Origin of the sequence: Nakamurella sp. A5-74, from assembly GCF_040438885.1 — a bacterium.
In the GTDB taxonomy this organism is placed as follows: Bacteria; Actinomycetota; Actinomycetes; order Mycobacteriales; family Nakamurellaceae; genus Nakamurella.
In genome coordinates this window covers 3,760,331-3,784,302 of the sequence record NZ_CP159218.1, presented here as the reverse complement: position 1 = coordinate 3,784,302, position 23,972 = coordinate 3,760,331, and the positions used below count along the sequence as shown (strand labels likewise).

The following is a 23,972-nucleotide window of genomic DNA, read 5'->3' as shown; positions in this document are numbered from 1 at the left end:
CTTTCGACAGCGGGGTTTCATGAATGAGACCGTCGCACTCTAAACGCTCATGCCCCTCACAGACGATCCCCACGGTCTCGGGTCGGTCTCGATCAGCGGGGTTCGTTGCTGGCCCTTGACGGAGCGACCGTCGGAGAAGCGGTGGTCCCTTCGACTCCTTCGTCGCTCAGGACAGGCGACCTGACGACGGAGTCGAGACCCTGACGGAACCTTTGATCGGCACTAGGTTGAGCGGCATGAGCAGGTTCATTACCGCCCTCGCCGACGCCGCCCAGGGAGGTCAGGGCATCACCCTCGGGACGACCGGCGAGCACCGTTCTTGGGCGGGGGTGCGCGGGCAGGCAACGACGATCGCCGGCGGTCTGACGGCAATGGGGCTGGAACCCGGTGCGGCCGTGGCCATTCTGGCTGGATCGCCCGTCGAAATCGCTCCGGCTGCGCAGGCAGTGTGGATGACCGGTGCGTCGGTGACCATGCTGCACCAGCCGACGGCCAGGACGGATCTGCGTCGGTACGCCGACGACACCGCGCAGACCCTGCGGGTGATCGGGGCATCCGCGGTGATCGTGGGGGAGCCGTTCACCGAAGCCGGTCGCGCATTCGCCGCCGGGGGTGTGCCGGTCCTGACGATGCAGCAACTGCTGGAAGCGGACCCGGCCACCGACTTCCCCGAGGTCCGCGAGGACTCGACCGCTCTGCTGCAGCTCACGTCCGGCTCGACGGCGACACCGAAAGCGGTCCGCATCACCCACGCCAACCTCTGGGCGAACCTGGAGTCGATGTGCCAGGCGGCCGGTCTCACCCCAGGGACTGACGTCATGGTGTCGTGGTTGCCGTTGTTCCACGACATGGGCATGGTCGGGTTCCTGACGCTACCGATGTGCCGGGGGATCGATCTGGTGACGGTGACCCCGACCGACTTCCTGCGGTCGCCGGTGCTGTGGCCGCAGCTGATCTCCCACTACCGCGGAACCTGCACGGCCGCACCGAATTTCGCCTATGCGATCACCGCCAGGACGTTGGCCCGGCTGACTCGGGACGAAGCCGACCTCGATCTGTCGTCGCTGCGGTTCGCGCTCAACGGCGCCGAGCCGATCGACGTCGCTGCTGTCGAGGCGTTCCTGCGCGCCGGCGCGCCGTTCGGGCTGCCGGCCACCGCGATGGTGTGCGCCTACGGCATGGCGGAGGCGACCCTGGGTGTGTCGTTCCACCCGTGGGGGACTCCGCTGCAGATCGACCGGGTGGAAGCCGTGGCCCTGGAACAGGATCGTCAGGCCGTTCCGACGGACGACGACGCCTCCGAGAACTCGGTCCGCAGCTTCCCGGTGCTGGGTCCGCCGCTGCCGGGGATCGAGGTGCAGGTGCGTGGCGCCGACGGAGAAATGGTGCCGGAACGCAAGATCGGCACGTTGATGGTGCGCGGTGACGCGATCACCGAGCTCTACTTGACCGTCGAGGGACCGGTCCCGACCAGGGGCGCCGACGGCTGGCTGGACACCGGCGACATCGGCTACCTGATCGACGGACGGGTGGTTGTCTGCGGGCGGCAGAAGGACGTCATCATCATGGGCGGCAGGAACATCCACCCGACGGACATCGAACGGATCGCCACCTCGGTGGAGGGGGTACGCGCCGGCAATGCGGCGGCAGTCGGTTGGCGGACATCTGGTGGGCGGGAGTCGTTCGCGGTCGTGGTGGAATCCAGGAGCGCGGGTGACGAGGACGCAGCGCGCGGCATCGCGGACGCGGTGCGCTCGGCCGTGACCTCCGATCTCGGGGTGCGGCCGGCCCGGGTGGTGGTGCTCCCGGTGGGTGGGTTGCCCAAGACACCCTCCGGCAAGATCAAGCGGGCAGCGACCGCCGCGCTGCTGCGACACCAGGACTGACCGGCGGATCGGGAGCGAGGGGAACCTCCGCAGCTCATCGCGCATCGAACCGCACATGTCACTGATCAGCACCGTCCGAGCACGTGCGGCGACGCTCGCCCTGGTGGTCGGCACCGTGGTTCTCACCGGTTGCTCGACCACCCCCGGCGTCAGCGCAGCAACGACCACCACCCCCACCTCCGGCGACGACGGCTCCTGCACGTCGGTGGTGATCCGGATGCGGTCCGGCAGTGTGCCGGACCCGTACAACTACCGGTGGGAACTGACGCTCGACGGCGAGCAGGGGGCCATCAACGCCGAAGGCAGCGCGCAGGGAGCCACCCCGTGGAAACGGAGCTTCGTCGCCGACGCCGACTCGCGGGCCGCCCTGTGCGTCTACGCAGCCGAACTCGCCCAGCAGGGTCCGACCGACGGGGTCGGGGGATCCACCGTCCAGGCCGAGTACACCCCGGAGGGTGGCAGTCGGGTGGTCGGCCCGGAGGGGGTCGACGGCTCCGACGTGCCGGAGCGGATGACGCCAGCGCTCCCCGCCGGGGAGTGGGCCGCGCTGAAGGACCAGCTCGATGCGTGGAGCAACGGCGAGCGGATGACGGCTCCACCCACCAGCTGACGGTCGGATCCATCGAGCCGGCACGGTGGATCGCGGGCAGATCGAAGGTGTCCCGCGCAGCACTGCTCGTCGGCCGGAGACGACTCAGTGCAGGCGGTTCTGGGTGTCGAGCAGCCCGAGCCTGATCAGCGATTCGACCGCGTCGGCGGCATTCTCGAGGTCGATCGGGAGCTCCTTCGACTCGGTCGAGGAGAAGTTCTTGAGAACGAAATCCGCTGGATCCTGGCGACCGGGCGGTCGACCGATGCCGAAGCGCACCCGCAGATAGTCCTTGGTGCCCAACGACTGCGAGATCGATCGCAGGCCGTTGTGACCACCCTCGCCGCCGCCCTGCTTCACCCTGATCGTCTGCGGGTCCAGGTCCAGCTCGTCGTGCACGACGATGACGTGCTGCGCCGGCACCTTGAAGAAGCGAGCCAGCGCCGCGGTCGGTTGCCCGGAGACGTTCATGTACGAGCGGGGCTTCGCCACGATCGCCTGCGCACCTGCGAGCCTGCCGGTGACGATGTCGGCGCCGGCCTTGTGCGAGGAGAACCGCCCGCCGAGCCGGCCGGCCAGCACGTCTGCCACCATGGCGCCGACGTTGTGGCGGTTGCCGGCGTAGCCGGGACCGGGATTGCCGAGGCCGATCACCAGGACCGGATCGATGACGGGGTCGGGCGGGGCAGCTGCGCTGGTCACGGTCGTCAACGGTAGCTGCTGCGGCGGCGCCCTCAGCATCGTCCGTCGGCCGGAGCACCCGTGCGAACCCGGTCCGGGGGCGACCGTTGGGGGCGATCGGGCAGTTGGGAGGATGGCGGCATGACTTCTGCCCCGTCGGCCGCCGCGCAGCCGACCACCGCTCAGCCGACCACCGCCTCCGTCGCCCGCCGTATCTCCGTCGTCGGGGGTGACGGCATCGGACCGGAGGTGATCGCCGCGGCCCGTCAGGTGCTCGACGCCACCGGCGTCGCGCTGGACTACATCGACGTGCCGGTCTCGGCCACCAGGTACCTGCAGACCGGCGAGCTGCTGCCGGACGCCGACCTCGAGACGCTCCGCGGGACCGACGCGATCCTGTTCGGCGCCGTCGGTCATCCCGAGGTACCGCCCGGCATCATGGAGCGGGATCTGTTGCTGCGCCTGCGGTTCGAGTTCGACCTCGGCCTCAACGTCCGCCCGGTCAAGCTGCTCCCCGGACAGTCCTCGCTGGTCTCGACCGCGACCCCGGAGACCGTCGACTGGATCTTCGTCCGGGAGAACACCGAGGGTCCGTACGTCGGCACCGGCGGTCGGTTCCGCCGCGGCAGCGAGCACGAGGTCGCCGTCCAGGACTCGATCAACACCCGCCACGGGATCCGCCGGGCCGCCGAGTACGCGTTCGGGCTGGCCGAGTCACGCCGCGGCAAGCTGACCTGGTCGCACAAGACCAACGTCATGCTGCACGCCGGCGGCCTGTGGGCCGATGTGATCGCCGAGGTCGCGACGCTGCACCCCGGTGTCGAACTCGAGTACCAGCACGCGGACGCGATGACGATCCACCTGATCCGCCGGCCACAGGACTTCGACGTGATCGTCACCGACAACCTCTTCGGCGATCTGCTCACCGATCTCGGCGGCGAGATCGGCGGCGGGGTCGGCTTGATGCCGTCCGCCAACTTCACTCCGGGCTCATCGCTGCCCGGCCTGTTCGAACCGATCCACGGGTCGGCGCCGGACATCGCCGGCCAAGGGATCGCCAACCCGACAGGTGCCGTGCTCTCGGCGGCCCTCATGTTGCGCGCCTTGGGTTTCCAGGCGGAAGCAGCGTCCGTGGAGCAGGCTGTGCTTGCTGCCGCTGTGGCCGGCGGACTGAGCGGGAGCACCGACAGGGTGACCGCCGCGATCATCGCCGCTCTGGTCTGACTCCGCCGGCCGACCCGTCCAGCGCGGGTCGGGTCCGGCCGGGGGGCGGAGCAGTTCCCACCGGAACGCCGAAGGGCGCCATCCTCGCGGATGGCGCCCTTCGGTCGATTCTGGAACAGCTCAGCTCTCGTCGGACTTCTCGTCCTCGGACTTGTCCGAGCCGGACGCCTCGCCCTCGGCGTCCTCGGAGTCCGGTGCGTCCTGCTCGATGCCCAGCTCCTCCATGACCTCGGCGTCCTCGGCCTCGAGTTCATCGGCGGTCGGAGCGTGCTGGATGCCGACGACCAGGGCCTCGGGATCGGTCAGCAGCTCGACGCCGTTCGGGACCTTGACCTGGCCGGCCAGGAACTGGGTGCCGACCTCAGCGCCGGTGATGTCGACCTCGAAGTGGTCAGGGATGTTCAGTGCGTCGACCTCCACCGAGAGGCTGTTCGCTTCGGTGATGACCAGCACGCCGGGCTCGGGTTCGCCGACGACGACGACCGGGATGTCGACGGTGACCTTCTCGCCGCGCCGCACCAGCAGCAGGTCGATGTGCTCGTAGTAGTCCTTGACCGGGTGTCGGACAACGGACTTCGGCAGGGCCAGGGCCTCTTCGCCGTCGACGTCGAGGGTCAGCACGGTGTTGGCGCCCTGCTTGATGACGCGGGTGAACTCGCGCGCATTGAGCGCCAGGTGGCGAGGATCGGTGCCGTGGCCGTACAGGACGGCGGGAATCTTGCCGGCCTTGCGGGCGCGACGGGCGAAACCCTTGCCGAACTCGGTGCGGGTTTCGGCGGTGAGACGGTTCTCGGCCATGGTGTGACAGCTCCTCGGTTCACTTCTGATGTGCGGTGGGTCTGCTCGGCAGTGGATCGCCTCGGCGCCGGATCTTCATCCAGCCGACTCGTCGGCAATACGACACAGGCGGGAGCACCCACCGCGTCGATCACGACACACGAACACCGATGGATGCAATCCGGGATTCGTCGTCCTCGCCGAGGCAACCTGCTCAATCTACTCGTGACCGGCGGACGGGGCCAAATCGGGTTCAGGGTTCCGAGGGTGAGCGCGAGGACGGGTGTCACAGGGTGGCCGCTCCCGCCCGGTTCCCGCAGGGTGTTCTGAGGTTTCGCCGAGCGGGCGGTCGTTCTCCGACACCGGCGCCGTGGAGCCTGCGCCGGCACTGGTCAGAGCGCAGCGCGCAGAGCAGCGACGAAGGAGTCGACATCGTCCTCGGTGTGGTCCCAGGCGCACATCCAACGCACCTCGCCGGTGGCCTGGTTCCAGTCGTAGAAGCGGTACTGCTCACGGAGCCGGTCGGCCGCGGCCCGGTCGAGCACGGCGAACACGGCGTTGGCCTCGACCTGTTGGGTGACCGTGACGCCCTCCACCCCGCCGACGGCGGCGGCCAGCCGGGCGGCCATCGCGTTGGCCTGCCGAGCGGACCGGAACCACAGGTCACCCTCGTAGAGCGCGATGAGCTGCGCGGCAACGAAGCGCATTTTGCTCGCGAGCTGCATGTTCATCTTGCGAAGGAACGGCATCCCCAGATCGCCGAGCTCGGGATTGAGGATCGCCACCGCCTCGGCGCCCATCGCGCCGTTCTTGGTGCCGCCGAGGCTCACCACGTCCACCCCGACGTCCGTCGTGAACGACCGCAGGTCCGTGCCCAGAGCGGCGGCGGCGTTGGAGATGCGGGACCCGTCCAGGTGCACCATCAGGCCGAGCGCGTGCGCGTGCTCGGCGACGGCGCGGATTTGTTCCGCGGTGTAGAGACTGCCGAGCTCGGTGGTCTGGGTGATCGACACCGCGGCGGGTTGCGCACGGTGCTCGTCGCCGAAACCCCACGCCTGACGGTCGATCAGCTCGGGGGTGAGCTTGCCGTCCGGCGTCGGGACGGTGAGCAGCTTGAGCCCGGCGACCCGTTCCGGGGCGGCGTTCTCGTCGGTGTTGATGTGCGCGGTCTCGGCGCACACCACCGCCCCCCAACGGGGGAGCAGGGCTTGGAGGCTGAGCACGTTCGCGCCGGTGCCGTTCCAGACCGGCCAGATGCCGGCCTGGTCACCGAAGTGCCGTCGCGCCACCTGCTGCAGGCGCTCGGTGTAGACGTCCTCGCCGTAGGCCACCTGGTGGCCGCCGTTCGCATCGGCGAGGGCCTGCAGGATCTCGGGGTGGACGCCGGCGTAGTTGTCGGAGGCGAAGTGTCGACGGTGCGGATCGTGGAGGGGGGTCGCGGTGCTCACCGCTCCAGTTTCCTCCACGCGAACCCGGTCGCCGCACCGGCCCGAGCTGGGTCAGTGCGATTCGAGCGTCACCATGCGCGGCGCGACCTCGTCGGCCAGGGATGCGTCGATGCGGGCCAGGATGCTCGGCCGCACCGCGGGATCGAGCGCGGACAGTGCTGACCGGCGCACCCACCTGGCCTCGGTGTTCTCGCCGTCGGCGGGATACGGGTCTGCCGCGGTGCCAGGGACGACCCGGCAGCGGAACGTCAGATCCAGATACTGGGCGGGGTCGCCGTTCGCGTACACCACGGGGCCGGTGACGCCGACCTGGGCGAGCCGTTCGACCACCACGGTCACGGCGGCCTCCTCCGCCACCTCGCGGGCGGCCGCGACCGCCGGATGCTCGGCGGGATCGACGATGCCGGTGATCGGTGTCCAGGCGCCGTTGTCGGCTCGCCGCACCATCAGGATCTCCGGATCACCGGTGTCGGCGTCGGTGTCGGTGTGCGCGGGGTCTCCGGGACGGACCACGACTGCAGTACAACCGATCAGCCACAGCGGCATCGCGCCCACCCGCTCCCGCAGCGCCACGATGAAGTCCGGGATCGCCATCAGGCTGTCGCCGGTGCGGTGAGATCGATCCGGGTGCCGTTGATGCCGGCGGCATCGGCGTCGAACAGCCCTGCGATCCGGGCGGCGAGCGCGTCGGGTGCGGTGAACTTCGGGTTGTCGCCGATCGCCGTGATCACCAACACCACCGCTGCGGACGTCTGCGGGAGCGGATAGTCCTTGCGACCGGACTGGTTCTTGCGCAACGAATCCGCCAGTGCCAGCTGCCACGCCTCGGCGGCTGCCTTTGCGGTGGCGTAGACGGCGTTGCCCGCGGTCGGCTTCGCGGCCGCCTTCGCGCTGACGATCACGGCGCGCCCGTGCTGCGAGGCGACCAGGTCGTCGTGGATCGCCAGGGTCACGTGCCGGAGGGTGTCGATCAGGTTGGTGGACAGGAACTTCCAGTCATCCTCGGTGGCATCGGTGAACTTCTTGCCACCCCGCCAGCCGCCGACCAGATGCACCAGACCATCCACCGGGCCATGGCTCGCGCGGACCTCGTCGAGGACTCGGCGGACGTCGCCGGAGTCGGCGAGATCGGCGGCTGCGGTGAGGACCCCGGGCGTCTGCCTGGCGAGCTCCGCGAGCTTCTGCCCGGATCGGCCGATGGCGATGACCCGCTGGCCGCGGGCGAGCAGTGCGCGACAGACCTCCGCTCCGGCAGCTCCGGTCGCGCCGGTGACGAGCGTCGTGACGGTGGGGGCGTCGGCATCGGGGTGGACGGTCGTATCACGGGGCTGGGAACTGGGCTGGGACATGGTCCAAGCCTAGGGCGAGGTCGCAGGGTCGGCGGGAGGTGTTGACGACCCCGCTAGTGAGTGATACAAAGTACCGGTACCGAGTAACACTGCATACCGGTGGTGCTGAGTACCGGAATCAATCGGCAGTCCTGCACCGATCGGCGGTGCACGACCGACAGGAGGAGGTGGCCGCCTGTGGACCTCACGGAGATGCTCAAAGGGGTGCTCGAGGGCTGTGTGCTCGAGATCATCAGCCGCGGGGAGACGTACGGCTACGAGATCGCCTCGTCGCTGCGCGAGCTCGGGTTCGCGGACGTCGTGGAAGGGACCGTCTACACGATCCTGCTGCGGCTGGAGAAGAACGCGCTCGTCATGATCGACAAGCGTGCCTCGACGCTCGGCCCGCCGCGGAAGTTCTACTCCCTCAACGACAGTGGCCGCGCGGAACTCGCCAACTTCTGGGCGAAGTGGGAATTCGTCTCACTCAAACTCGATGAACTGAAAGGCGCACAGCGATGACCAACTTCCTCAAGAAGATCCTGGGGGACAAGAAGGAATGGCGAGCCATGGAGGCCCGGGCCAAGCAACTTCCCGAGGACTACCGGGTGATGTACAGCGAGATCCAGAAGTACCTCTGGAAGTTCTCCGCCGGCAGCGGGATGACCACCATCGCCGTGCTCAAGGACCTGCTCGGACTCTTCGAGTCCGGTGCGGCCGACGGCCGACGGGCGTTGGAGGTCACCGGCGACGACGTCGCTGCGTTCTGCGACGAGCTGCTCACGCATGCCCACACCTACACCGAGGATTGGCGGAAGTCCCTCAACCGGAATGTCACCGACAAGCTCCGCAATCCGCAGGATCCGTCGTGACCGGGGCGGCGGTGCACGCACCGACCATCTCGATCTCCGGTCTGCGCAAGGCTTTCGGCGAAACGACGGTCCTGGACGGTGTCGACCTGCAGATCCAGCGCGGCGAGATCTTCGCGCTGCTCGGGTCCAACGGCGCCGGCAAGACGACGACGGTGACCATCCTGGCGACGCTGCTCCTGCAGGACGCCGGGACCGCGACCGTGTGCGGTTTCGACACCACACGGGACGCCGACAGGGTGCGCGAGCGGATCAGCCTGACCGGCCAGTTCGCTGCGGTCGACAAGATCCTCACCGGTCACGAGAACCTGGTGCTGATCGCCAAGCTCCGCTCGGTCCCCGACCCCGGGCAGGTGGCGGACCGACTGCTCGAGCAGTTCGGGCTGACGGACGCCGGAGGCAAGCGGGTGGCCACCTACTCCGGGGGGATGACCAGGCGACTGGACATCGCCATGAGTCTGGTGGGCTCGCCCGAGGTGATCTTCCTCGACGAGCCCACGACCGGCCTCGATCCGCAGGGCCGGCTGGAGGTGTGGCGGACCATCAAGGCGCTCGCCGGTGGTGGGACGACGGTGCTGTTGACCACGCAGTACCTGGACGAGGCCGAGCAGCTCGCCGACCGGATCGCGATCCTGCACCAGGGACGGATCATCGTCGAGGGCACCCTCGCGGAGCTCAAGAAGCTGCTGCCGCCCGCGAAGAAGGAGTACGTCGAGAAGCAGCCGACGCTCGAGGAGATCTTCCTGTCGGTCATCGGTGCGCCGGCCGCCGCGTCAGCAGCAATCACGTCAGCAGGGGCGGAACCGAGATGAAGACGCTCAACGAAACCGTTGTCCTGTTCGGGCGCTCCATGCGGCACATCCAGCGGAGCCCGGACACCATCATCACGGTCGCGATCATGCCGATCGCGATGCTGTTGTTGTTCGTCTACGTCCTGGGCGGCGCCATCAAGACCGGCAGCGACAGCTACGTCAACTACCTGCTGCCCGGCATCCTGCTGATCGCCGTGGCCACCGGGATCTCCTACACCGCGGTGCGGATCTTCGGCGACACGAAGGAGGGCATCATCGCGCGGCTGCACTCGATGCCGGTGTCGCGGTCAGCGGTCCTGTGGGGCCATGTGCTCACTTCGCTGGTGTCGACGGCACTGTCGCTGGTGGTGATCTTCGGAGTGGCGTTGCTGATGGGGTTCCGCACCGGTGCGGGCATCGGGAGCTGGGCGGCGGTGGCCGGCATCCTGGCGTTGTTCACCCTGGCGCTGACCTGGCTGGCCGTCATTCCCGGGCTCACCGCGAGTTCGATCGACGGAGCATCTGCGTTCGCCTACCCGCTGATCTTCCTACCGTTCATCAGCTCCGCGTTCGTGCCGACCGACACGATGCCGGGCCCGGTGCGGTTCTTCGCCGAGCACCAGCCGGTCACCGCGATCGTCGAGAGCATCCGTGATCTGTTCCGGGGAGTCCCGGTGGGCAGCGACATCTGGATCGCGTTGGCCTGGTGCGTCGGTGGCGCATTGATCGCCTACTTCTTCGCCATGCGGGTCTACCGCAGGGTGCGCTGACGCGTTCCGCGCTGCTGCGTCGAGCGAGAACGCCACCGGCCCGTCCCCTCACCGAGGAAACGGGCCAGTGGCCTTTCAGCGGGTCAGCATGTCCGTGGTTCAGCCGGTCGGTGCTCAGCAGTTCAGGCTCGGCAGGTCAGGCTCAGCCGGTGATGCCGGCCGTCCCGGCGACGACGTCCTTCATCTTCTTGTCGAGTGCCTCGAAGAACATCGACAATGGGAACTCGTCGGGCAGCACGTGATCGGTGAGGCCCTTGGGCGGACCGTCGAGCGGGAGCGCCTCGCGGTCGCCGGCGGTGTACCGGGCCCAGGCGGACAGCGGATGCGGGGTGACGACGGAGGACACCAGCTCGTAGGCGGCCAGCCAGTGCGCCACCTTCGGGCGGTCGATGGAGCGCCAGTAGAGATCCTCGATCCGTCGACCGAGCTCCAGCACCGGCTCGGTGACCTTGTCCCATTCGATGGTGAGCCGGTTGTCGGTCCAGTGCAGGACGCGGTGCTGGTGCAGCCAGGCGAACAGCAACTGGCCGCCGAGGCCGTCGTAGTTGCGGACCCGGGCCCCGGTGATCGAGAACCGGAAGATGCGGTCGAAGATGACCGCGTACTGGACGAGCCGCGCGTACGGGTTGCCCTGCTTCTCCAGCTCCACTGATTCGCGGAAAGCTGTGAGGTCGCAGCGCATCTCCTCCAGCGAGTAGAGGAAGAACGGCATCCGCTGCTTGATCATGAACGGGTCGAACGGCAGGTCTCCGTGCATGTGGGTGCGATCGTGGATCAGGTCCCACATGACGAACGTCTGCTCTGCTAGATCCTGGTCGGCGACCAACCGCGCGGCGTCCGGCGGCAACTGCAGGCCGGTGACCTGGGCGGCCTCGGCGACCACCCGACGGAACCGGGCAGCCTCGCGGTCGGCGAAGATGCCGCCCCAGGTGAACTTGGGCAGCTCGCGCATCGCGATCGTCTCCGGGAACAGCACCGCGGAGTTGGTGTCGTAGCCGGCGGTGAAGTCCAGGAAACGGATCGGCAGGAACAGCTTGTTCGAGTAGTCGCCGGCCTCGAGTTCAGCGACGAATTCCGGCCAGATCACCTGGAGCAGAACAGCTTCCACGTTGCGATCGAGGTTTCCGTTCTGGGTGTACATCGGGAACACGACCAGGTGCGGCAGCCCGTCGACCCGGTTGTTCGCGGGTGCGAACGCCACCAGCGAGTCCAGGAAGTCGGGGACGGCGAAGCCGTCATCGGCCCACCGACGGAAGTCCGCGACCAGGGCGGTGAGGTAGGCATGGTCGTGCGGGAACTCCGGAGCGAGCTCGGTGATCGAGGTGGAGATGCGGTCGACGAGACCCGTTGCGAGAGCGTGGTTCTCGGCGTCGGGGATGGAGCCGTCCTTGATCTGCAGCGGGCGGATGCTGCTGACCGCGTCCTTGAGGGCCAGCCAGCGGGTGTCGGACACCAGCGGGTGCTGGGACCGCATGCGACCCGATGCGCTGTTGCGAGCGGCATGGATTGCGGCGTTGCTGATCAGCGTCCGGAGCGCTTCGGGGTGACCCTGGACGCCGCCGACGACAAGCACCACGACGCGCCCGGCTCCCAGGCTCGACACCGCGGCGACCGGACCACCGGCGGTCTCCAGCAGGGGGGTGGCCGGCGCGGAGAGCGTCAACCGGCCGAGCACCGAGAGGTGCTCGGTGTCCACCCGGGCCAGCAGATCCTCCGTCAGGGTCTGGGCCACCTCGGTGCTCCGTACGGCTGAGACTGTCTCGTCGTCCTGGCCGGTGATCCCGGCGCGGGACAGATCGGCGCCTGCCCCCACCACCACCAGGCCGGTGCCGGCGCTGACCAGCTCGAGCAGCGCGGCGTCGACCTCGGCGGCAGCGACGACAATCACGTCGGCGTCCGCAGGGGCGACGCTGTCGCTCGCATCGAAACCGTGACCGGAGGACGTCGCGCTGCGAGCGACGGCGAGCAACGTGCCCTCACCCAGCACGGCGACACGCGGGAAGATCAGGTGACCGGAGAGCATCTCTGATGAAGATTTCACGCTGTCGAGGCTATCAGGCAGTGGATCTTCCTGTCTGCCGGTGCCCCGGCAGGATGCGCCGAGGCCGGCAAGTGACCGTGGGGTCCGCGAAGGTGGGGTGCAGGCGACCGTGTGGTCCGCGAAGGTGGGGTGCAGGCGACCGTGGGGTCCGCGAAGGTGGGGTGCAGGCGACCGTGGGGTCCGCGAAGGAGGGGTGCAGGCGACCGTGGGGTCCGCGAAGGTGGGGTGCAAACGACCGTGGGGTCCGCGAAAGGGTCAGGCTTTCAGCAGCGCGCCGATGGCGGCGGCGATCTCGCGGCGGTAGCGGGAGATGGTGAACTTCTCCTCGGCCGAGGCCAGGCCGCGCTCGGCCAGGGCGCGGGCGAGTTCCGGATCGTCGATCAGCCGGCTGACGGCTGCTGCGAGCGCCGCTGCATCCCCCGGCGGCACCAGCAGGCCCGTCTCGCCGTCCTGCACCGTCTGCTGATGACCGGCATTGACCGCCGCGATCACCGGCCGCCCCGCCAGTTGGGCTTCGACGACGGCATTGCCGAAGGATTCGCCGAGGGACGGTGCGATGGCCACATCGCTGTCCTCGAGCACCGACCAGACGGGGGCCACATAGCCCTCGAAAACGACCGAGCCGGCCAGATCCGGTAGGGCAGCGCGCTCCCTGAGCTGATGCTCGAACCATTCGTATCCCGGGTACGCGGTACCGACGACGTGCAGCGTCACGTCGCGTCCATCGGCACGGAGCAGCGCGAGCGCCTCCAGGGCGACATCCAACGCCTTGCGGGGCGAGAGCCTGGAGATGGCGATGAGCCGCAGCGGACCGGTGGTGTGTTCCGTCAGCCGGGCGGCGGTGGGCGGCGCCGACACGCCGTTGAACACCCGGGTCGTCCTGCCCCCGAGGGAGGGATAGACCGACACGAGCCAGTCGAGGGCCGCCTGGGAGTTGGCGATCAGCCCCGTTGTCAGACGCACGGGGGCGAGCAGTCCCTTGAGCAGCAGCATCCGATCAGCCGTCTCGGCCTCGTGGACGTGGCACACCACCGGCACTCCGGACAGTCGGGCGGCGACGATCCAGGTCGGCAGGATGACTGTGTTGACGTACACCAGGTCGACCCGCAGCCGACGGATCAGCGAACGGGACCGCGACACGGCCGCGGCAGATCCGCCGGCCAGCCTGACCAGGCCGCGCGGGGACAGTGCTGCCCGTTGGACGGGAGGAACGGCGGTGAAGACGACGACCGCACCGCGGGCGCGGATCTGCGGTACCAGCGGTCCGTCGGTCGGCACGCTCACCGTCACCCGGTACCCGGCCTCCATCAGGGCGGTGATGCTGTCCAGCATCTGCAGGTCCGACCCGTACACGTCGGCGGACGGGTTTGCGATCAGGATGTGGCGCTGTCCTGCGGGTGCACGCCGGCTCATCGCGCCGGTCAGCTCTCGAACAGGCTGGTGACGGAGCCGTCGGTGAACGCCTGTCGGATGGCCTGCCCGATCAGCGGCGCCACCGACAGTTCGGTGAGCTGGGGGAAGCGCTGGGAGTCGGTGATCCGCAGGGTGTTGGTCAGTACGACCTCGACGGCGCCGCACTGCGAGAGTCGCTCCGCCGCCGGATCGGACAGCACCCCGTGCGTCGCCGCCACGACGACCTTGGTGGCACCCGCCTCGAGCACCCCGGCGACGGCCTTGGAGATGGTGCCGCCGGTGTCGATCATGTCGTCGACCACGATGCAGGTGCGGCCGCTGACGTCGCCGACGACCCGGTTGGCGACCACCTGGTTCGGGAGGTTGGGATCGCGGGTCTTGTGGATGAAGGCGATCGGCGCCCCACCGAGCCGATCGGCCCAGCGTTCGGCGGTGCGGACGCGGCCGGAGTCCGGGGACACGACGGTGAGCGCGTCGCCGGAGTACTTCTCGGCGATGTAGCTGGTGAGCAACGGCTGGGCCCACAGGTGGTCGACGGGGCCGTCGAAGAACCCCTGGATCTGGTCGGTGTGCAGATCGACCGTCATCAGGCGCTGGGCGCCTGCGGTCTTGAGCAGATCAGCGACCAGACGGGCCGAGATGGGCTCGCGGCCACGGTGCTTCTTGTCCTGACGGGCATACGGATAGAACGGCAGGACGACGGTGATCCGCTTGGCCGAGGCGCGCTTGAGCGCGTCGATCATGATCAGCGTCTCCATCACCCAGGTGTTGATCGGCACCCCGCACGACTGGATCAGAAAGGCGTCACTGCCGCGGACGCTCTCCTCGAACCGGACGAAGATCTCGCCGTTGGCGAAGTCGTAGGCCGACTGGGGCGTGATGGAGACGTCCAGGAAGTCGCCGATCTCCTCGGCGAGTTCCGGGTAACCCCGGCCGGAGAACAGCATCAGGCTCTTGCTGTTCGTCATGGAGATCATGTTCACGCGGGGGAGTCCTTGTCGTCGGCACCATCGGGTTGTCCTGCGGGCTGCTGGGCACCGTTGCCTGCCCCGGCTCGTCTGGCCGCGTCGGCGTAGCGGGAGTCCGCCCGACGCCGCAGCACCCAGCCGCGCGAGTCGTGTTGACGTCCCCGAGCGACAGCGAGATCCCCGGCGGCGACGTCCTGCGTGACGGTCGACCCGGCCGCGACGTAGCTGCCGTCCGCCAGCGTCACCGGGGCGACCAACGTGGAGTTGGTGCCGACGAAGACGTGCTCGCCGATCACGGTCGGGAACTTGTGCACGCCGTCGTAGTTGGCCGTGATCACGCCGGCCCCGATGTTGCTGCCGGCCCCGACCTCAGCATCGCCGAGGTAGGTCAGGTGCGGCACCTTGGCGCCCGGTCCGATGGTCGACTTCTTGATCTCGACATGGGCACCGACGTGCGCCCCATGGTGCAGCACGGTCTGCGGACGCAGGTAGGCGAACGGTCCGACGTCGGCGCCGTCACCGATCCGGGCGTCGATGCAGTGCGAGCGGGTGATCGTCACGTCGTCGCCGAGGGTGCAGCCGTTGAGCGTCGAGTCGGGTCCGATCCGGCAGTCCTGACCGATGCTGGTGCCCGCCTTCAACTGCACACCCGGCTCGAGCACGCTGTCGGCGCCGATCGTGATGTCGGCGTCGATCCAGGTGCTGATCGGGTCCAGGATCGTCACCCCGGCGAGCTGATGCCGGCGGACGATCCGGTCGTTGAGGACGCGGGCCAGCGCCGCCAGCTGGGTGCGGTCGTTGACGCCCTCGGTCTCGACAGCGTCGTCGGCGAGCTGGGCGCCGACCCGGTGCCCGTCCCCGCTCGCGAGGGACACGACGTCCGTGAGGTACTGCTCGCCCTGGGAATTGCTGGTGCCCACCCGGGGGAGCGCTTCGGTGAGCACTGCCGCATCGAAGACGTAGATCCCCGAGTTGATCTCGGTGATCTCCCGCTGCCTGTCGTCCGCGTCGCGATGTTCGACGATCGACGTCACGGTGCCGTCCGCGTCGCGGATGATGCGCCCGTAGCCGGTCGGGTCGGTGACGTGCGCGGTGAGCACGGTCACGGCGTTGCCGGACGAGCGGTGACCATCGACGAGCAGCTGCAGGGTCTCGGTGCGCAACAGCGGCACATCCCCGTAGGTGACCAGCACGATGCCCTCCGGCGCAGTGGGCAGTGCCCTCAGCCCACAGGCCGCGGCGTGGCCGGTACCGAGTTGCTGCTCCTGGACGGTGGTGATCACGGCAGGCAGGTCGTCTGCGCCGGCGAGGAATTCGGTGACCTGGTCGCGACCGTGACCCAGCACCGCCACCAGGTGGGTCGGCGCGATCCCGGCGGCGGCAGCGAGCGCATGCCAGACCAACGGGCGGCCGGCGAGCGGGTGCATCACCTTCGGCGTCGCGGATCTCATCCGGGTACCGGCACCCGCCGCGAGGACGATGACGGTCACGTCCGGTTGGGGCACGGTGTCTCCCTGCTCGGCTGTCGTGGTTCGGCCGTCGGCGGCACCGGCCGATGGTATCCCTGCGGGATGGGCGCACGCTGACGGCAGCAAGGGGTCGGTCGACCTCAGGGAGTGCCGCTGTCGTCGCCGCACACCGTCCTCGCTGCACCGTCGTCGCTGCACACCTGCGCTCCGCCGCCAGGATTCGAACCTGAACCATCTGAACCAAAATCAGAGGTGCTGCCGTTACACCACGGCGGATCGGTGGACCTCACGGGCGACCGGTGCTGCCATCATCCCACGCCGGGGTGCGACGATCATCGGGTGTCAGCCGACCCGCCGCCGAGCGATCCGTCCACCCGTCCACCGGCTCCCGGTTCGGACGGCCCGGTCGCCGTGACGGTCGGGATCCTGACCTTTCGCCGCGCCGAGCAGCTCGCGGCACTGCTGCCGCTGGTACTGGATCGGATCGACCGCGAGGCGCCCGCAGACTTCACCGCGGACGTGTTGGTGGTCGACAACGACCCGGCCGGCTCGGCGCGCGTCGTCGTCGAGGAGTCGGCGGACGCGCGAGTGCGGTACGTGCTCGAGTCGACACCCGGCATCGTGGCGGCTCGCAACCGGGTGCTCGCCGAATGCGACGACGCCCGACTGCTGCTGTTCCTGGACGACGACAACCTGCCGGGGGAGCAGTGGTTGGGTCCGCTGCTGCAGACCTGGCGGCAGCATTCGCCGGCGGCGGTCTGCGGCCGGATGGTGGTGCAGTTCGACGGCAGTGATCCGTTCTTCGCGGCCGGTGGCTTCTTCGTCCGGCGCAGCATGCCTACAGGTACCGAGATCGCGGTCGCCGGCACCGGGGCGCTGCTGGTGGACCTCGATCGGGTGCGGGCTCGTCGGCTCGAGTTCGATCCGCGGTTCGGGTTGACCGGCGGGGAGGACACCATGTTCACCAGCACGCTCACGGCCTCGGGGGAGCGGATGTTGTGGTGCCAGGAGGCAACCGTCTTCGACCCGATCCCCGCGGACCGGTTGACCCGGCAGTGGGTGCTCGACCGGGCTCGCAGTCACGGGAACTCGAGCGGGGTGGTGCGCATCCTCACTGTCGCCCCCGGTCGACGGCCGGTCGTCCGGGTGGTGGTCGCGGTGTCCGGCGCGGCGCGCTGGGTGCTCGGGAGGCTCCGGCAGGGAAGGGGAGTTCTCCGCCGATCCATGGTCGATCGGGCGCGAGGCGCTCGGCTGGCCCACCGCGGCCTCGGCATGCTGCAGGCGGCCCGCGGTCACGTCATCCAGGAGTACCGCCGATCCGAAGGCTGAGCTAGGCTTCTCGAGGTGAGGGCACCCTTACCGAGGATGTCCCGCCGTTGACTCTCCGACCATGAGGCGCATGTGCCGGTAGCGTTCGGGGCACCAGCATCACGACCCCGTCGGCCACCTCGATCGGATCCAGGTTCGATCCCCAGCCTGACGGGCCTCCGTCACGAAGGACTTCCATGACTCCACCGCCGTCCGCGGCCACGGCCACGGCTCCCGCCATCTCCGCGTCCGCCGCGGCGCCCGACGAGAGGGGCCCGAAGCCGATCATCGACGGGCACCGGGGCAACTCGGCCCAGTTCGCCATCTATGCCTTCACCCTGGTCCCGCTGGTCGCCGTGGCGATCGCGATCCCGTTCGCGTGGGGCTGGGGTCTGAGCTGGACGGACGTCATCATCGGTGTCGTCTTCTACTTCTTCACCGGCATGGGGGTGACGGTCGGATTCCACCGGCACTTCACCCACGGCTCGTTCAAGGCCAACCGCGCGCTGCGCAACACGCTGGCGATCGCCGGCCAGATGGCCGTCCAGGGCCCGGTGATCATCTGGGTCGCCGACCATCGCCGGCACCACGCCTTCTCCGACCGCGAGGGCGACCCGCACTCCCCGTGGACGTTCGGCACCTCGGTGCCGGCGCTGGCAAAGGGTTTCTGGCACGCGCACATGGGCTGGCTGTTCGAGCGCGACTCCACCAACCAGAAGCGCTTCGCCCCGGACCTGTTGGCGGACAAGAGCCTCGTCAAGATCGACAAGTACTTCTGGGCCTGGACCATCGTGTCGGTGTTCGGACCCGGTGTGATCGGTGGCCTCGTCACCATGAGCTGGCACGGCGCGCTCACCGCGTTCTTCTGGGCCGGACTGGTGCGGATCGCTCTGCTGCACCACGTGACCTGGTCGGTGAACTCGATCTGCCACATGATCGGGGAGCGGCCGTTCGCCGCCCGCGACAAGTCGGCAAACTTCTGGCCGTTGGCGATCCTCAGCTTCGGTGAGTCCTGGCACAACCTGCACCACGCTGATCCGACCTGCGCGCGGCACGGTGTGCTCCGCGGCCAGATCGACATCTCCGCCAGGGCCATCTGGCTGTTCGAGAAGTTCGGCTGGGCGACCAACGTTCGCTGGTCCTCACCGCAGCGGCTGGCCAGGATCCAGGCGACCGCCCACGAGATGGGTCACTGACCCTTTGCACCACGTCATCATCGCGAGACAGCCCTCACTCCGAGGCAGCATCATGCTGTGACCGAGGCCCTCGCCGCCGACACCCCGGCGGCGAGGGCCTCGCTCCATCGACGCGCGGTGTCCGGATCCCCTCCGAACGGCAGCCCGATCCAGGCCTTGGCGATGCCTCGTCCGATGTGGACCGGGACGGTCGGGCCGGCCGTGCGGACGTCTCGCAGCCCGGCGGGATCGAGCTTCACCACCAGCTGACCCTCCAGCCCCACGAAGCCGACGATCGAGCCGAGGTGGTTCAGGCCGGTGCTGCCGAACATCGTCGACCGGCCGAGGTCCTCCTCGTGCCGGTACGGCTCCGCCAGCCGGTCGAGGAGATCCTGCCCACGTGCCCGCTGTGCACGTCCTGCTGCGTCCAGGGTCATCGGTCGATCCTGCTCCGTGCCCGCTCGCAGCGCCAGATCGGCGCCCGACCCGGTCTCGGAGGTCCGGCTCTGTTCTTCCCCGCGAGTGCCCGAAGGCCAGATCCGGGCCGAACCCGGTGTCGGAGGTCCGGCGTACTCTTGGCCTGAGCACCCCCCTCCGCACCCGGATCGGGGGTTTCTGCCGTGTCGCCGTATCGGGCGGCCGGCCAGTGGTGAGGTGGAGATCGCACGTGAGCAGCGCACTGAAGTCCCGTGGAGCCCTGGCGGATCCGGCCGCCCTGCACACCCTGCGAGATGTGGTGCTGGCGGATCCCTGGTTCCAGGCTCTCATCGCCGCTGCCGACAGCCCGGCGCGCACCTTCGTCGCCCCGCCCGGTACCAGGCCGTTCGTGGTCGCGGCGCTCGCGGGCGCTGATCGGCCCGTGCTGCTGGTGACGGCCACCGGGCGGGAGGCCGAGATCGCCGCCACTGCCGTCGACGACCTGCTCGGCGTCGGTGCTGCGATGCTTTTCCCGAGCTGGGAAACCCTGCCGCACGAACGTCTTTCGCCCCGCGCCGACACCGTCGGTGCGCGTCTGGCCGTGCTCCGACGGCTGGCACATCCCGACGAGTCGATGACGATCGGAGGGCACGAGTCCGCCGGCCCGGTCCGGGTGATCGTCACCACCGTTCGCTCGCTCATCCAGCCGATGGCGCCGAACCTGGGCGAGATCGTGCCGGTGCGGTTGAAGGTCGGGGACGAGATGGAACTCGAGAAGCTCACCGCGCGGTTGGTCGACCTGGCCTACACCCGGGTCGACATGGTGGAGAAACGCGGCGAGATGGCCGTCCGCGGCGGCATCGTCGACGTGTTCCCACCGACCGCGTCGCACCCGATCCGGATCGAGTTCTGGGGCGACGAGGTGACCGATCTGCGTGAGTTCGCCGTCACCGACCAGCGATCGCTCGGCACCGTCGACGCCGTCGAGGCGGCCCCGTGCCGTGAGATCCTGCTCACCGAGGAGGTCCGTCGGCACGCGGGCGACTTGTCGGCGGCGGCCACCGGCGATCCCACCCTCACCGAGATGCTCGCCAAGATCGCCGATGGGATCGGTGTCGAGGGGATGGAATCCCTGTTGCCCGCGCTGATTCCCGGCGGTCTGACCTTGCTGACCGATCTGCTCGACGCCGGTACCCACGTGCTGCTGGCCGATCCGGAGCGGATCCGCTCCCGCGCAGACGACCTGGTACGGACCGGCAACGAGTTCCTGGCGGCGTCCTGGATGGCGGCGGCCACCGGCGGCAAGGCGCCGATCGACCTGGGCGCATCGGCCTATCGCGATCTGGATGCCGTTCTGGAGAGCGCTGTCGACCGCGATCTCCCGGTGTGGCGGTTGGCCGCCTTCGGCGTCGATGTCCCCACCACCGCCGCGGCGGTCGACGCGCCCGAAGCGCCGAGCGTCCGTGCATCCCACGCGTACCGCGGCGACATCGCCGCTGCCGTCTCCGATGCCGCGCAGCGTTTCGCCGACGGTGGCCGCACCGTGCTGGTGGTTCCGGCGGCCGGGACGGCGCAGCGCGCCGTCGAGCGGCTGCGGGAGGCGGACCTCGGCGTCCAGCTCGCGACCTCGCCCATGACGGGCGAGCTGGGGAACGACGCGGTGACGGTGGCAGTCGGCCGGCTGGACGACGGATTCGACCTTCCCGCAACACATCTGACGGTGCTCACCGAATCCGATCTGACCGGCACCAGGGGAGTGGCCGGCGGCGAGTCGGTGAAGATGCCCTCGCGCCGGCGCAACGCGATCGACCCGTTGTCGTTGGTGCCAGGTGATTTCGTCGTCCATGCCAAGCACGGCATCGGCAAGTTCGTCCAGATGGTCACCCGGACCACTTCCGGCGCCCAGCGGGAGTACCTGGTCGTCGAGTACGCGCCCAGCAAGCGGGGCCATCCGGGTGACAAGTTGTTCGTCCCCACCGATGCCCTCGACCAGCTCTCGAAGTATGTCGGCGGCGAGTTGCCGCCGCTGTCGAAGATGGGTGGCTCCGACTGGGCGAAGACGAAGGGCAAGGCGCGCAAGGCTGTTCGGCAGATCGCCGCCAAACTGGTGCAGGTCTACGCCGCCCGTGCTGCGGCTCCCGGCCACCCCTTCGCGCCCGACACCCCGTGGCAGCGGGAACTCGAGGACGCCTTCCCGTTCACCGAGACCCCGGACCAGCTGGCCGCGATCAACGAGGTCAAGGCCGACATGGAGAAGCCGTCGCCGATGGACCGGGTGATCTCCGGTGACGTCGGCTACGGCAAGACCGAGATCGCTGTCCGGGCCGCGTTCAAGGCCGTCCAGGACGGCAAGCAGGTGGCCATCCTGGTGCCGACAACCCTGTTGGCACAACAACATCTGTCCACCTTCGGCGGTCGGATGTCGGCGTTCCCGGTGAACATCAAGGGGCTGTCCCGGTTCACCGACGACGCCGAGGCCAAGCAGACCGTTCTCGGACTCATCGACGGCAGCGTCGACATCGTCATCGGCACCCACCGGTTGCTGCAACCCTCGATCCGCTACCACGACCTCGGTCTGGTTGTGGTGGACGAGGAGCAACGGTTCGGGGTGGAGCACAAGGAACACATCACCGCGCTGCGGGCGCACGTGGACATGCTGACAATGTCGGCGACGCCGATCCCGCGCACCCTGGAGATGAGCCTCGCGGGGATCCGCGAGATGTCCACCATCACCACTCCGCCGGAGGAGCGGCACCCGATCCTCACCTACGTGGGCGCCTACGACGACGCACTGGTGGCCGCCGCGATCCGCCGAGAGCTGCTGCGGGACGGCCAGGTCTTCCTGGTGCACAACCGGGTGTCGGACATCGACGCGGTGTCCAAGCGGATCCGGGACGCGGTCCCGGAGGCGCGGGTGGCGGTCGGTCACGGCCAGATGGGCGAGGGCGCCCTGGAGCAGGTGATCGACGGTTTCTGGAAGCGGGAGGTCGACGTGCTGGTGTGCACGACCATCGTGGAGACCGGGCTGGACATCTCCAACGCCAACACGTTGATCGTCGACCACGCGGAGATCCTCGGCCTGTCGCAGATGCACCAGCTCCGCGGCCGGGTCGGCCGCGGACGTGAGCGTGGCTACGCCTACTTCCTCTACCCGGCCGACAAGATCCTCACCGAGACCGCGCACGACCGGCTGGCCACCATCGCCCAGAACTCCGATCTGGGTGCCGGAATGGCTGTCGCGATGCGCGACCTGGAGATCCGCGGCGCCGGCTCGATCCTCGGCGCCGAGCAGTCGGGCCACATCGCCGGCGTCGGCTTCGACCTCTACATCCGGCTGGTCGGCGAGGCGGTCACAGCGTTCAAGAAGTCGGCGAAGGCGGCCGGCGAGGAGGTTCCCGAGGAGGAGGAGCCGATCGAGGTGCGCATCGAGCTGCCCATCGACGCATCGATCCCGCACGACTACGTCCCCACCGATCGACTCCGGCTGGATGCCTACCGCAAGATCGCCGGCTCGACCGACGAGGAGCAGCTCACCGCCGTCGCCGATGAGCTGGTTGATCGCTACGGTCCGTTCGGGACGCAGGTGGAGAACCTGTTCGCGGTGGCCAGGTTCCGGTTCGTGGCCGCGGCCGCCGGCGTGAGCGAGGTGATCCTCGGTCCGCAGGGACTGCGGTTCGCGCCGATCGTGCTGGCCGAATCGGCCCAGCTGCGCGCTGCCCGGCTGTACCCGGGCAGCAAGTACAAGGAGCAGACGCACGCGCTGACCCTGCGCGCACCCACGGAGCGCAGCGGTGGGCTGGGCGCTCCGGGGCTGCGGGACGTCGCGCTGCTGGAGTACTGCGCCCAGGTGTTCACCGAGCTGACCCATGCGCCCGCGCTCGCCGGCGACGCGGCTGCCACCGGGCCCCGCCGATGAGCGCTCTCGATCGGGTGTCGACCGCGGTGAAGTCCGGCATCAAGAGTCGCCTGACGTTCATCGGGTCGATGGTCTCGGTGCAGACCGACCGGAACGAGTTCGCGCTGACCTTCGACGACGGACCGGGGCCCGGCGGGACCGACCTGCTGTTGCCGGTGCTGGACAAGCACGGTGCCAGGGCGACGTTCTTCGTCCTGCTCACCGCGGCAAGGCGGCACCCCGCCCTGCTCCAGGAGATCGTCGCTGCGGGTCACGAGGTCGCACTGCACGGCGTCGACCACCGTGCTCTCACCTCTGTGCCGCATTCCGACGTCGTGGTCCGACAACAGGAGGGCAAAGCCGAGCTGGAGCAGCTCGTGGGCGCGCCGGTCCGGTTCATGCGCCCCCCGTACGGCAGTCAGAGTCTGCGCACCTGGCGGGCCACCAGGGCCGCCGGATTGACGCCCGCCCTGTGGGGGCCGACGACCTGGGACTGGCGGGACATTCCGCAGACCGAGCGGATCGAGCACTGCCTCGCGTCGCTGGAGCCGGGTGCGATCCTGTTGGCCCACGACCGATTCGCCGACGGCACCGACGGTGTCGACGACGGCCCCGGTCCCGTTGTCGACCGGGTCGCGCTGATCGACTCCGTGCTCGCCGGGGCGCGCGAGCGGTCGCTCGTGGCCCGCTCGCTCGGCGACCTGCTGGCGGTCGGGCGGCCGGTGCTGTCCGCCGTCTTCAGCCGCTGACGGGGTGCCCGGCCCGTTCCCCTCGCTTCGATGATCCTGTTCGCCCGATTCGGGGATCGGTGATGCAGGATGACGCCTCCCGCTCTTCGCTCGGAAGCGCATGACGCCCCCTCGACAACGATCGAGTGACCACTTCCGCCGGCCCCGCAGTGCGTTGCGGACCACGATGTGCTG

Annotated in this window: 21 protein-coding genes and 1 tRNA gene; 11 read left to right on the top strand and 11 right to left on the bottom strand. The window is 69.1% G+C overall.

Features of this window, described 5'->3' with window-relative positions:
* The first annotated feature begins 236 nt into the window (after window positions 1–236).
* Both ABLG96_RS17325 and ABLG96_RS17320 read left to right on the top strand, forming a co-directional pair.
* On the top strand, window positions 237–1,886 hold the full coding sequence (locus tag ABLG96_RS17325) for a fatty acyl-AMP ligase (RefSeq protein WP_353648570.1): 1,650 nt from the start codon (window positions 237–239) through the stop codon (window positions 1,884–1,886).
* Between the two features lie 55 nt (window positions 1,887–1,941).
* Window positions 1,942–2,496 (top strand): hypothetical protein, encoded by a 555-nt coding sequence (locus tag ABLG96_RS17320; protein ID WP_353648569.1) that lies wholly within the window; start codon window positions 1,942–1,944, stop codon window positions 2,494–2,496.
* Window positions 2,497–2,580: 84 nt separating this feature from the next.
* On the opposite strand, the gene pth is transcribed toward ABLG96_RS17320, so the two are convergent.
* A complete protein-coding gene (pth, locus tag ABLG96_RS17315; protein WP_353648568.1) occupies window positions 2,581–3,177 on the bottom strand; it encodes an aminoacyl-tRNA hydrolase in 597 nt (198 codons plus the stop codon).
* Between the two features lie 120 nt (window positions 3,178–3,297).
* Between pth and ABLG96_RS17310 the strand changes: the two genes are divergently transcribed.
* The gene (locus tag ABLG96_RS17310; protein WP_353648567.1) at window positions 3,298–4,380 is read left to right on the top strand and encodes a 3-isopropylmalate dehydrogenase; all 1,083 of its coding nucleotides are present in this window, start codon (window positions 3,298–3,300) and stop codon (window positions 4,378–4,380) included.
* A 120-nt stretch (window positions 4,381–4,500) separates the two neighbouring features.
* Here ABLG96_RS17310 and ABLG96_RS17305 read toward each other — a convergent pair whose 3' ends face one another.
* From ABLG96_RS17305 to ABLG96_RS17290, 4 genes are all read right to left on the bottom strand, one after another.
* Entirely contained in the window at window positions 4,501–5,178 is a 678-nt protein-coding gene (locus ABLG96_RS17305) for a 50S ribosomal protein L25/general stress protein Ctc (RefSeq protein ID WP_353648566.1), read from the bottom strand.
* A gap of 371 nt (window positions 5,179–5,549) precedes the next feature.
* Window positions 5,550–6,605, bottom strand: coding sequence for a beta-eliminating lyase-related protein (locus ABLG96_RS17300; protein WP_353648565.1), 1,056 nt, complete (start codon window positions 6,603–6,605; stop codon window positions 5,550–5,552).
* A 51-nt stretch (window positions 6,606–6,656) separates the two neighbouring features.
* Complete coding sequence (locus ABLG96_RS17295; protein ID WP_353648564.1) at window positions 6,657–7,199, bottom strand: NUDIX domain-containing protein; 543 nt, start codon at window positions 7,197–7,199, stop codon at window positions 6,657–6,659.
* Window positions 7,199–7,954, bottom strand: a complete 756-nt coding sequence (locus ABLG96_RS17290) for an SDR family oxidoreductase (protein ID WP_353648563.1) — start codon at window positions 7,952–7,954, stop codon at window positions 7,199–7,201. The genes ABLG96_RS17295 and ABLG96_RS17290 overlap by 1 nt, the downstream gene beginning before the upstream one ends.
* 192 nt (window positions 7,955–8,146) lie before the next feature.
* Between ABLG96_RS17290 and ABLG96_RS17285 the strand changes: the two genes are divergently transcribed.
* The 4 genes from ABLG96_RS17285 to ABLG96_RS17270 are packed head-to-tail and all read left to right on the top strand — an operon-like array spanning window position 8,147 to window position 10,363.
* Complete coding sequence (locus ABLG96_RS17285; RefSeq protein WP_353651568.1) at window positions 8,147–8,455, top strand: PadR family transcriptional regulator; 309 nt, start codon at window positions 8,147–8,149, stop codon at window positions 8,453–8,455.
* Window positions 8,452–8,805 carry a DUF1048 domain-containing protein gene (locus tag ABLG96_RS17280; protein ID WP_353648562.1) on the top strand — a complete coding sequence of 118 codons (354 nt, stop codon included), beginning with the start codon at window positions 8,452–8,454 and terminating at the stop codon, window positions 8,803–8,805. Before ABLG96_RS17285 ends, ABLG96_RS17280 begins: the two co-directional genes overlap by 4 nt.
* Window positions 8,802–9,614, top strand: a complete 813-nt coding sequence (locus ABLG96_RS17275) for an ATP-binding cassette domain-containing protein (protein WP_353648561.1) — start codon at window positions 8,802–8,804, stop codon at window positions 9,612–9,614. Before ABLG96_RS17280 ends, ABLG96_RS17275 begins: the two co-directional genes overlap by 4 nt.
* Complete coding sequence (locus ABLG96_RS17270) at window positions 9,611–10,363, top strand: ABC transporter permease (protein WP_353648560.1); 753 nt, start codon at window positions 9,611–9,613, stop codon at window positions 10,361–10,363. The genes ABLG96_RS17275 and ABLG96_RS17270 overlap by 4 nt, the downstream gene beginning before the upstream one ends.
* A gap of 142 nt (window positions 10,364–10,505) precedes the next feature.
* Here the strand turns inward: ABLG96_RS17270 and ABLG96_RS17265 are convergent, their stop codons facing one another.
* From ABLG96_RS17265 to ABLG96_RS17245, 5 genes are all read right to left on the bottom strand, one after another.
* The gene (locus ABLG96_RS17265) at window positions 10,506–11,837 is read right to left on the bottom strand and encodes a DUF6421 family protein (protein ID WP_353651567.1); all 1,332 of its coding nucleotides are present in this window, start codon (window positions 11,835–11,837) and stop codon (window positions 10,506–10,508) included.
* Window positions 11,838–12,659: 822 nt separating this feature from the next.
* Window positions 12,660–13,817, bottom strand: a complete 1,158-nt coding sequence (locus tag ABLG96_RS17260) for a glycosyltransferase family 4 protein (RefSeq protein WP_353648559.1) — start codon at window positions 13,815–13,817, stop codon at window positions 12,660–12,662.
* Between the two features lie 8 nt (window positions 13,818–13,825).
* Window positions 13,826–14,794, bottom strand: coding sequence for a ribose-phosphate diphosphokinase (locus ABLG96_RS17255; RefSeq protein ID WP_353651566.1), 969 nt, complete (start codon window positions 14,792–14,794; stop codon window positions 13,826–13,828).
* 2 nt (window positions 14,795–14,796) lie between these two features.
* Window positions 14,797–16,290 carry a bifunctional UDP-N-acetylglucosamine diphosphorylase/glucosamine-1-phosphate N-acetyltransferase GlmU gene (glmU, locus tag ABLG96_RS17250; RefSeq protein ID WP_353648558.1) on the bottom strand — a complete coding sequence of 498 codons (1,494 nt, stop codon included), beginning with the start codon at window positions 16,288–16,290 and terminating at the stop codon, window positions 14,797–14,799.
* Between the two features lie 169 nt (window positions 16,291–16,459).
* A tRNA-Gln gene (locus tag ABLG96_RS17245) sits at window positions 16,460–16,530 on the bottom strand.
* Between the two features lie 63 nt (window positions 16,531–16,593).
* On the opposite strand from ABLG96_RS17245, the gene ABLG96_RS17240 reads away from it, so the two are divergent.
* A complete protein-coding gene (locus ABLG96_RS17240; protein WP_353648557.1) occupies window positions 16,594–17,583 on the top strand; it encodes a glycosyltransferase in 990 nt (329 codons plus the stop codon).
* Between the two features lie 176 nt (window positions 17,584–17,759).
* Window positions 17,760–18,758 (top strand): acyl-CoA desaturase, encoded by a 999-nt coding sequence (locus tag ABLG96_RS17235; RefSeq protein WP_353648556.1) that lies wholly within the window; start codon window positions 17,760–17,762, stop codon window positions 18,756–18,758.
* A gap of 50 nt (window positions 18,759–18,808) precedes the next feature.
* Here ABLG96_RS17235 and ABLG96_RS17230 read toward each other — a convergent pair whose 3' ends face one another.
* Window positions 18,809–19,174, bottom strand: coding sequence for a hypothetical protein (locus ABLG96_RS17230; protein ID WP_353648555.1), 366 nt, complete (start codon window positions 19,172–19,174; stop codon window positions 18,809–18,811).
* Window positions 19,175–19,503: 329 nt separating this feature from the next.
* On the opposite strand from ABLG96_RS17230, the gene mfd reads away from it, so the two are divergent.
* The gene (gene mfd / locus ABLG96_RS17225; RefSeq protein ID WP_353651565.1) at window positions 19,504–23,070 is read left to right on the top strand and encodes a transcription-repair coupling factor; all 3,567 of its coding nucleotides are present in this window, start codon (window positions 19,504–19,506) and stop codon (window positions 23,068–23,070) included.
* A complete protein-coding gene (locus ABLG96_RS17220; RefSeq protein WP_353648554.1) occupies window positions 23,067–23,798 on the top strand; it encodes a polysaccharide deacetylase family protein in 732 nt (243 codons plus the stop codon). The genes mfd and ABLG96_RS17220 overlap by 4 nt, the downstream gene beginning before the upstream one ends.
* Window positions 23,799–23,972: the final 174 nt, after the last annotated feature.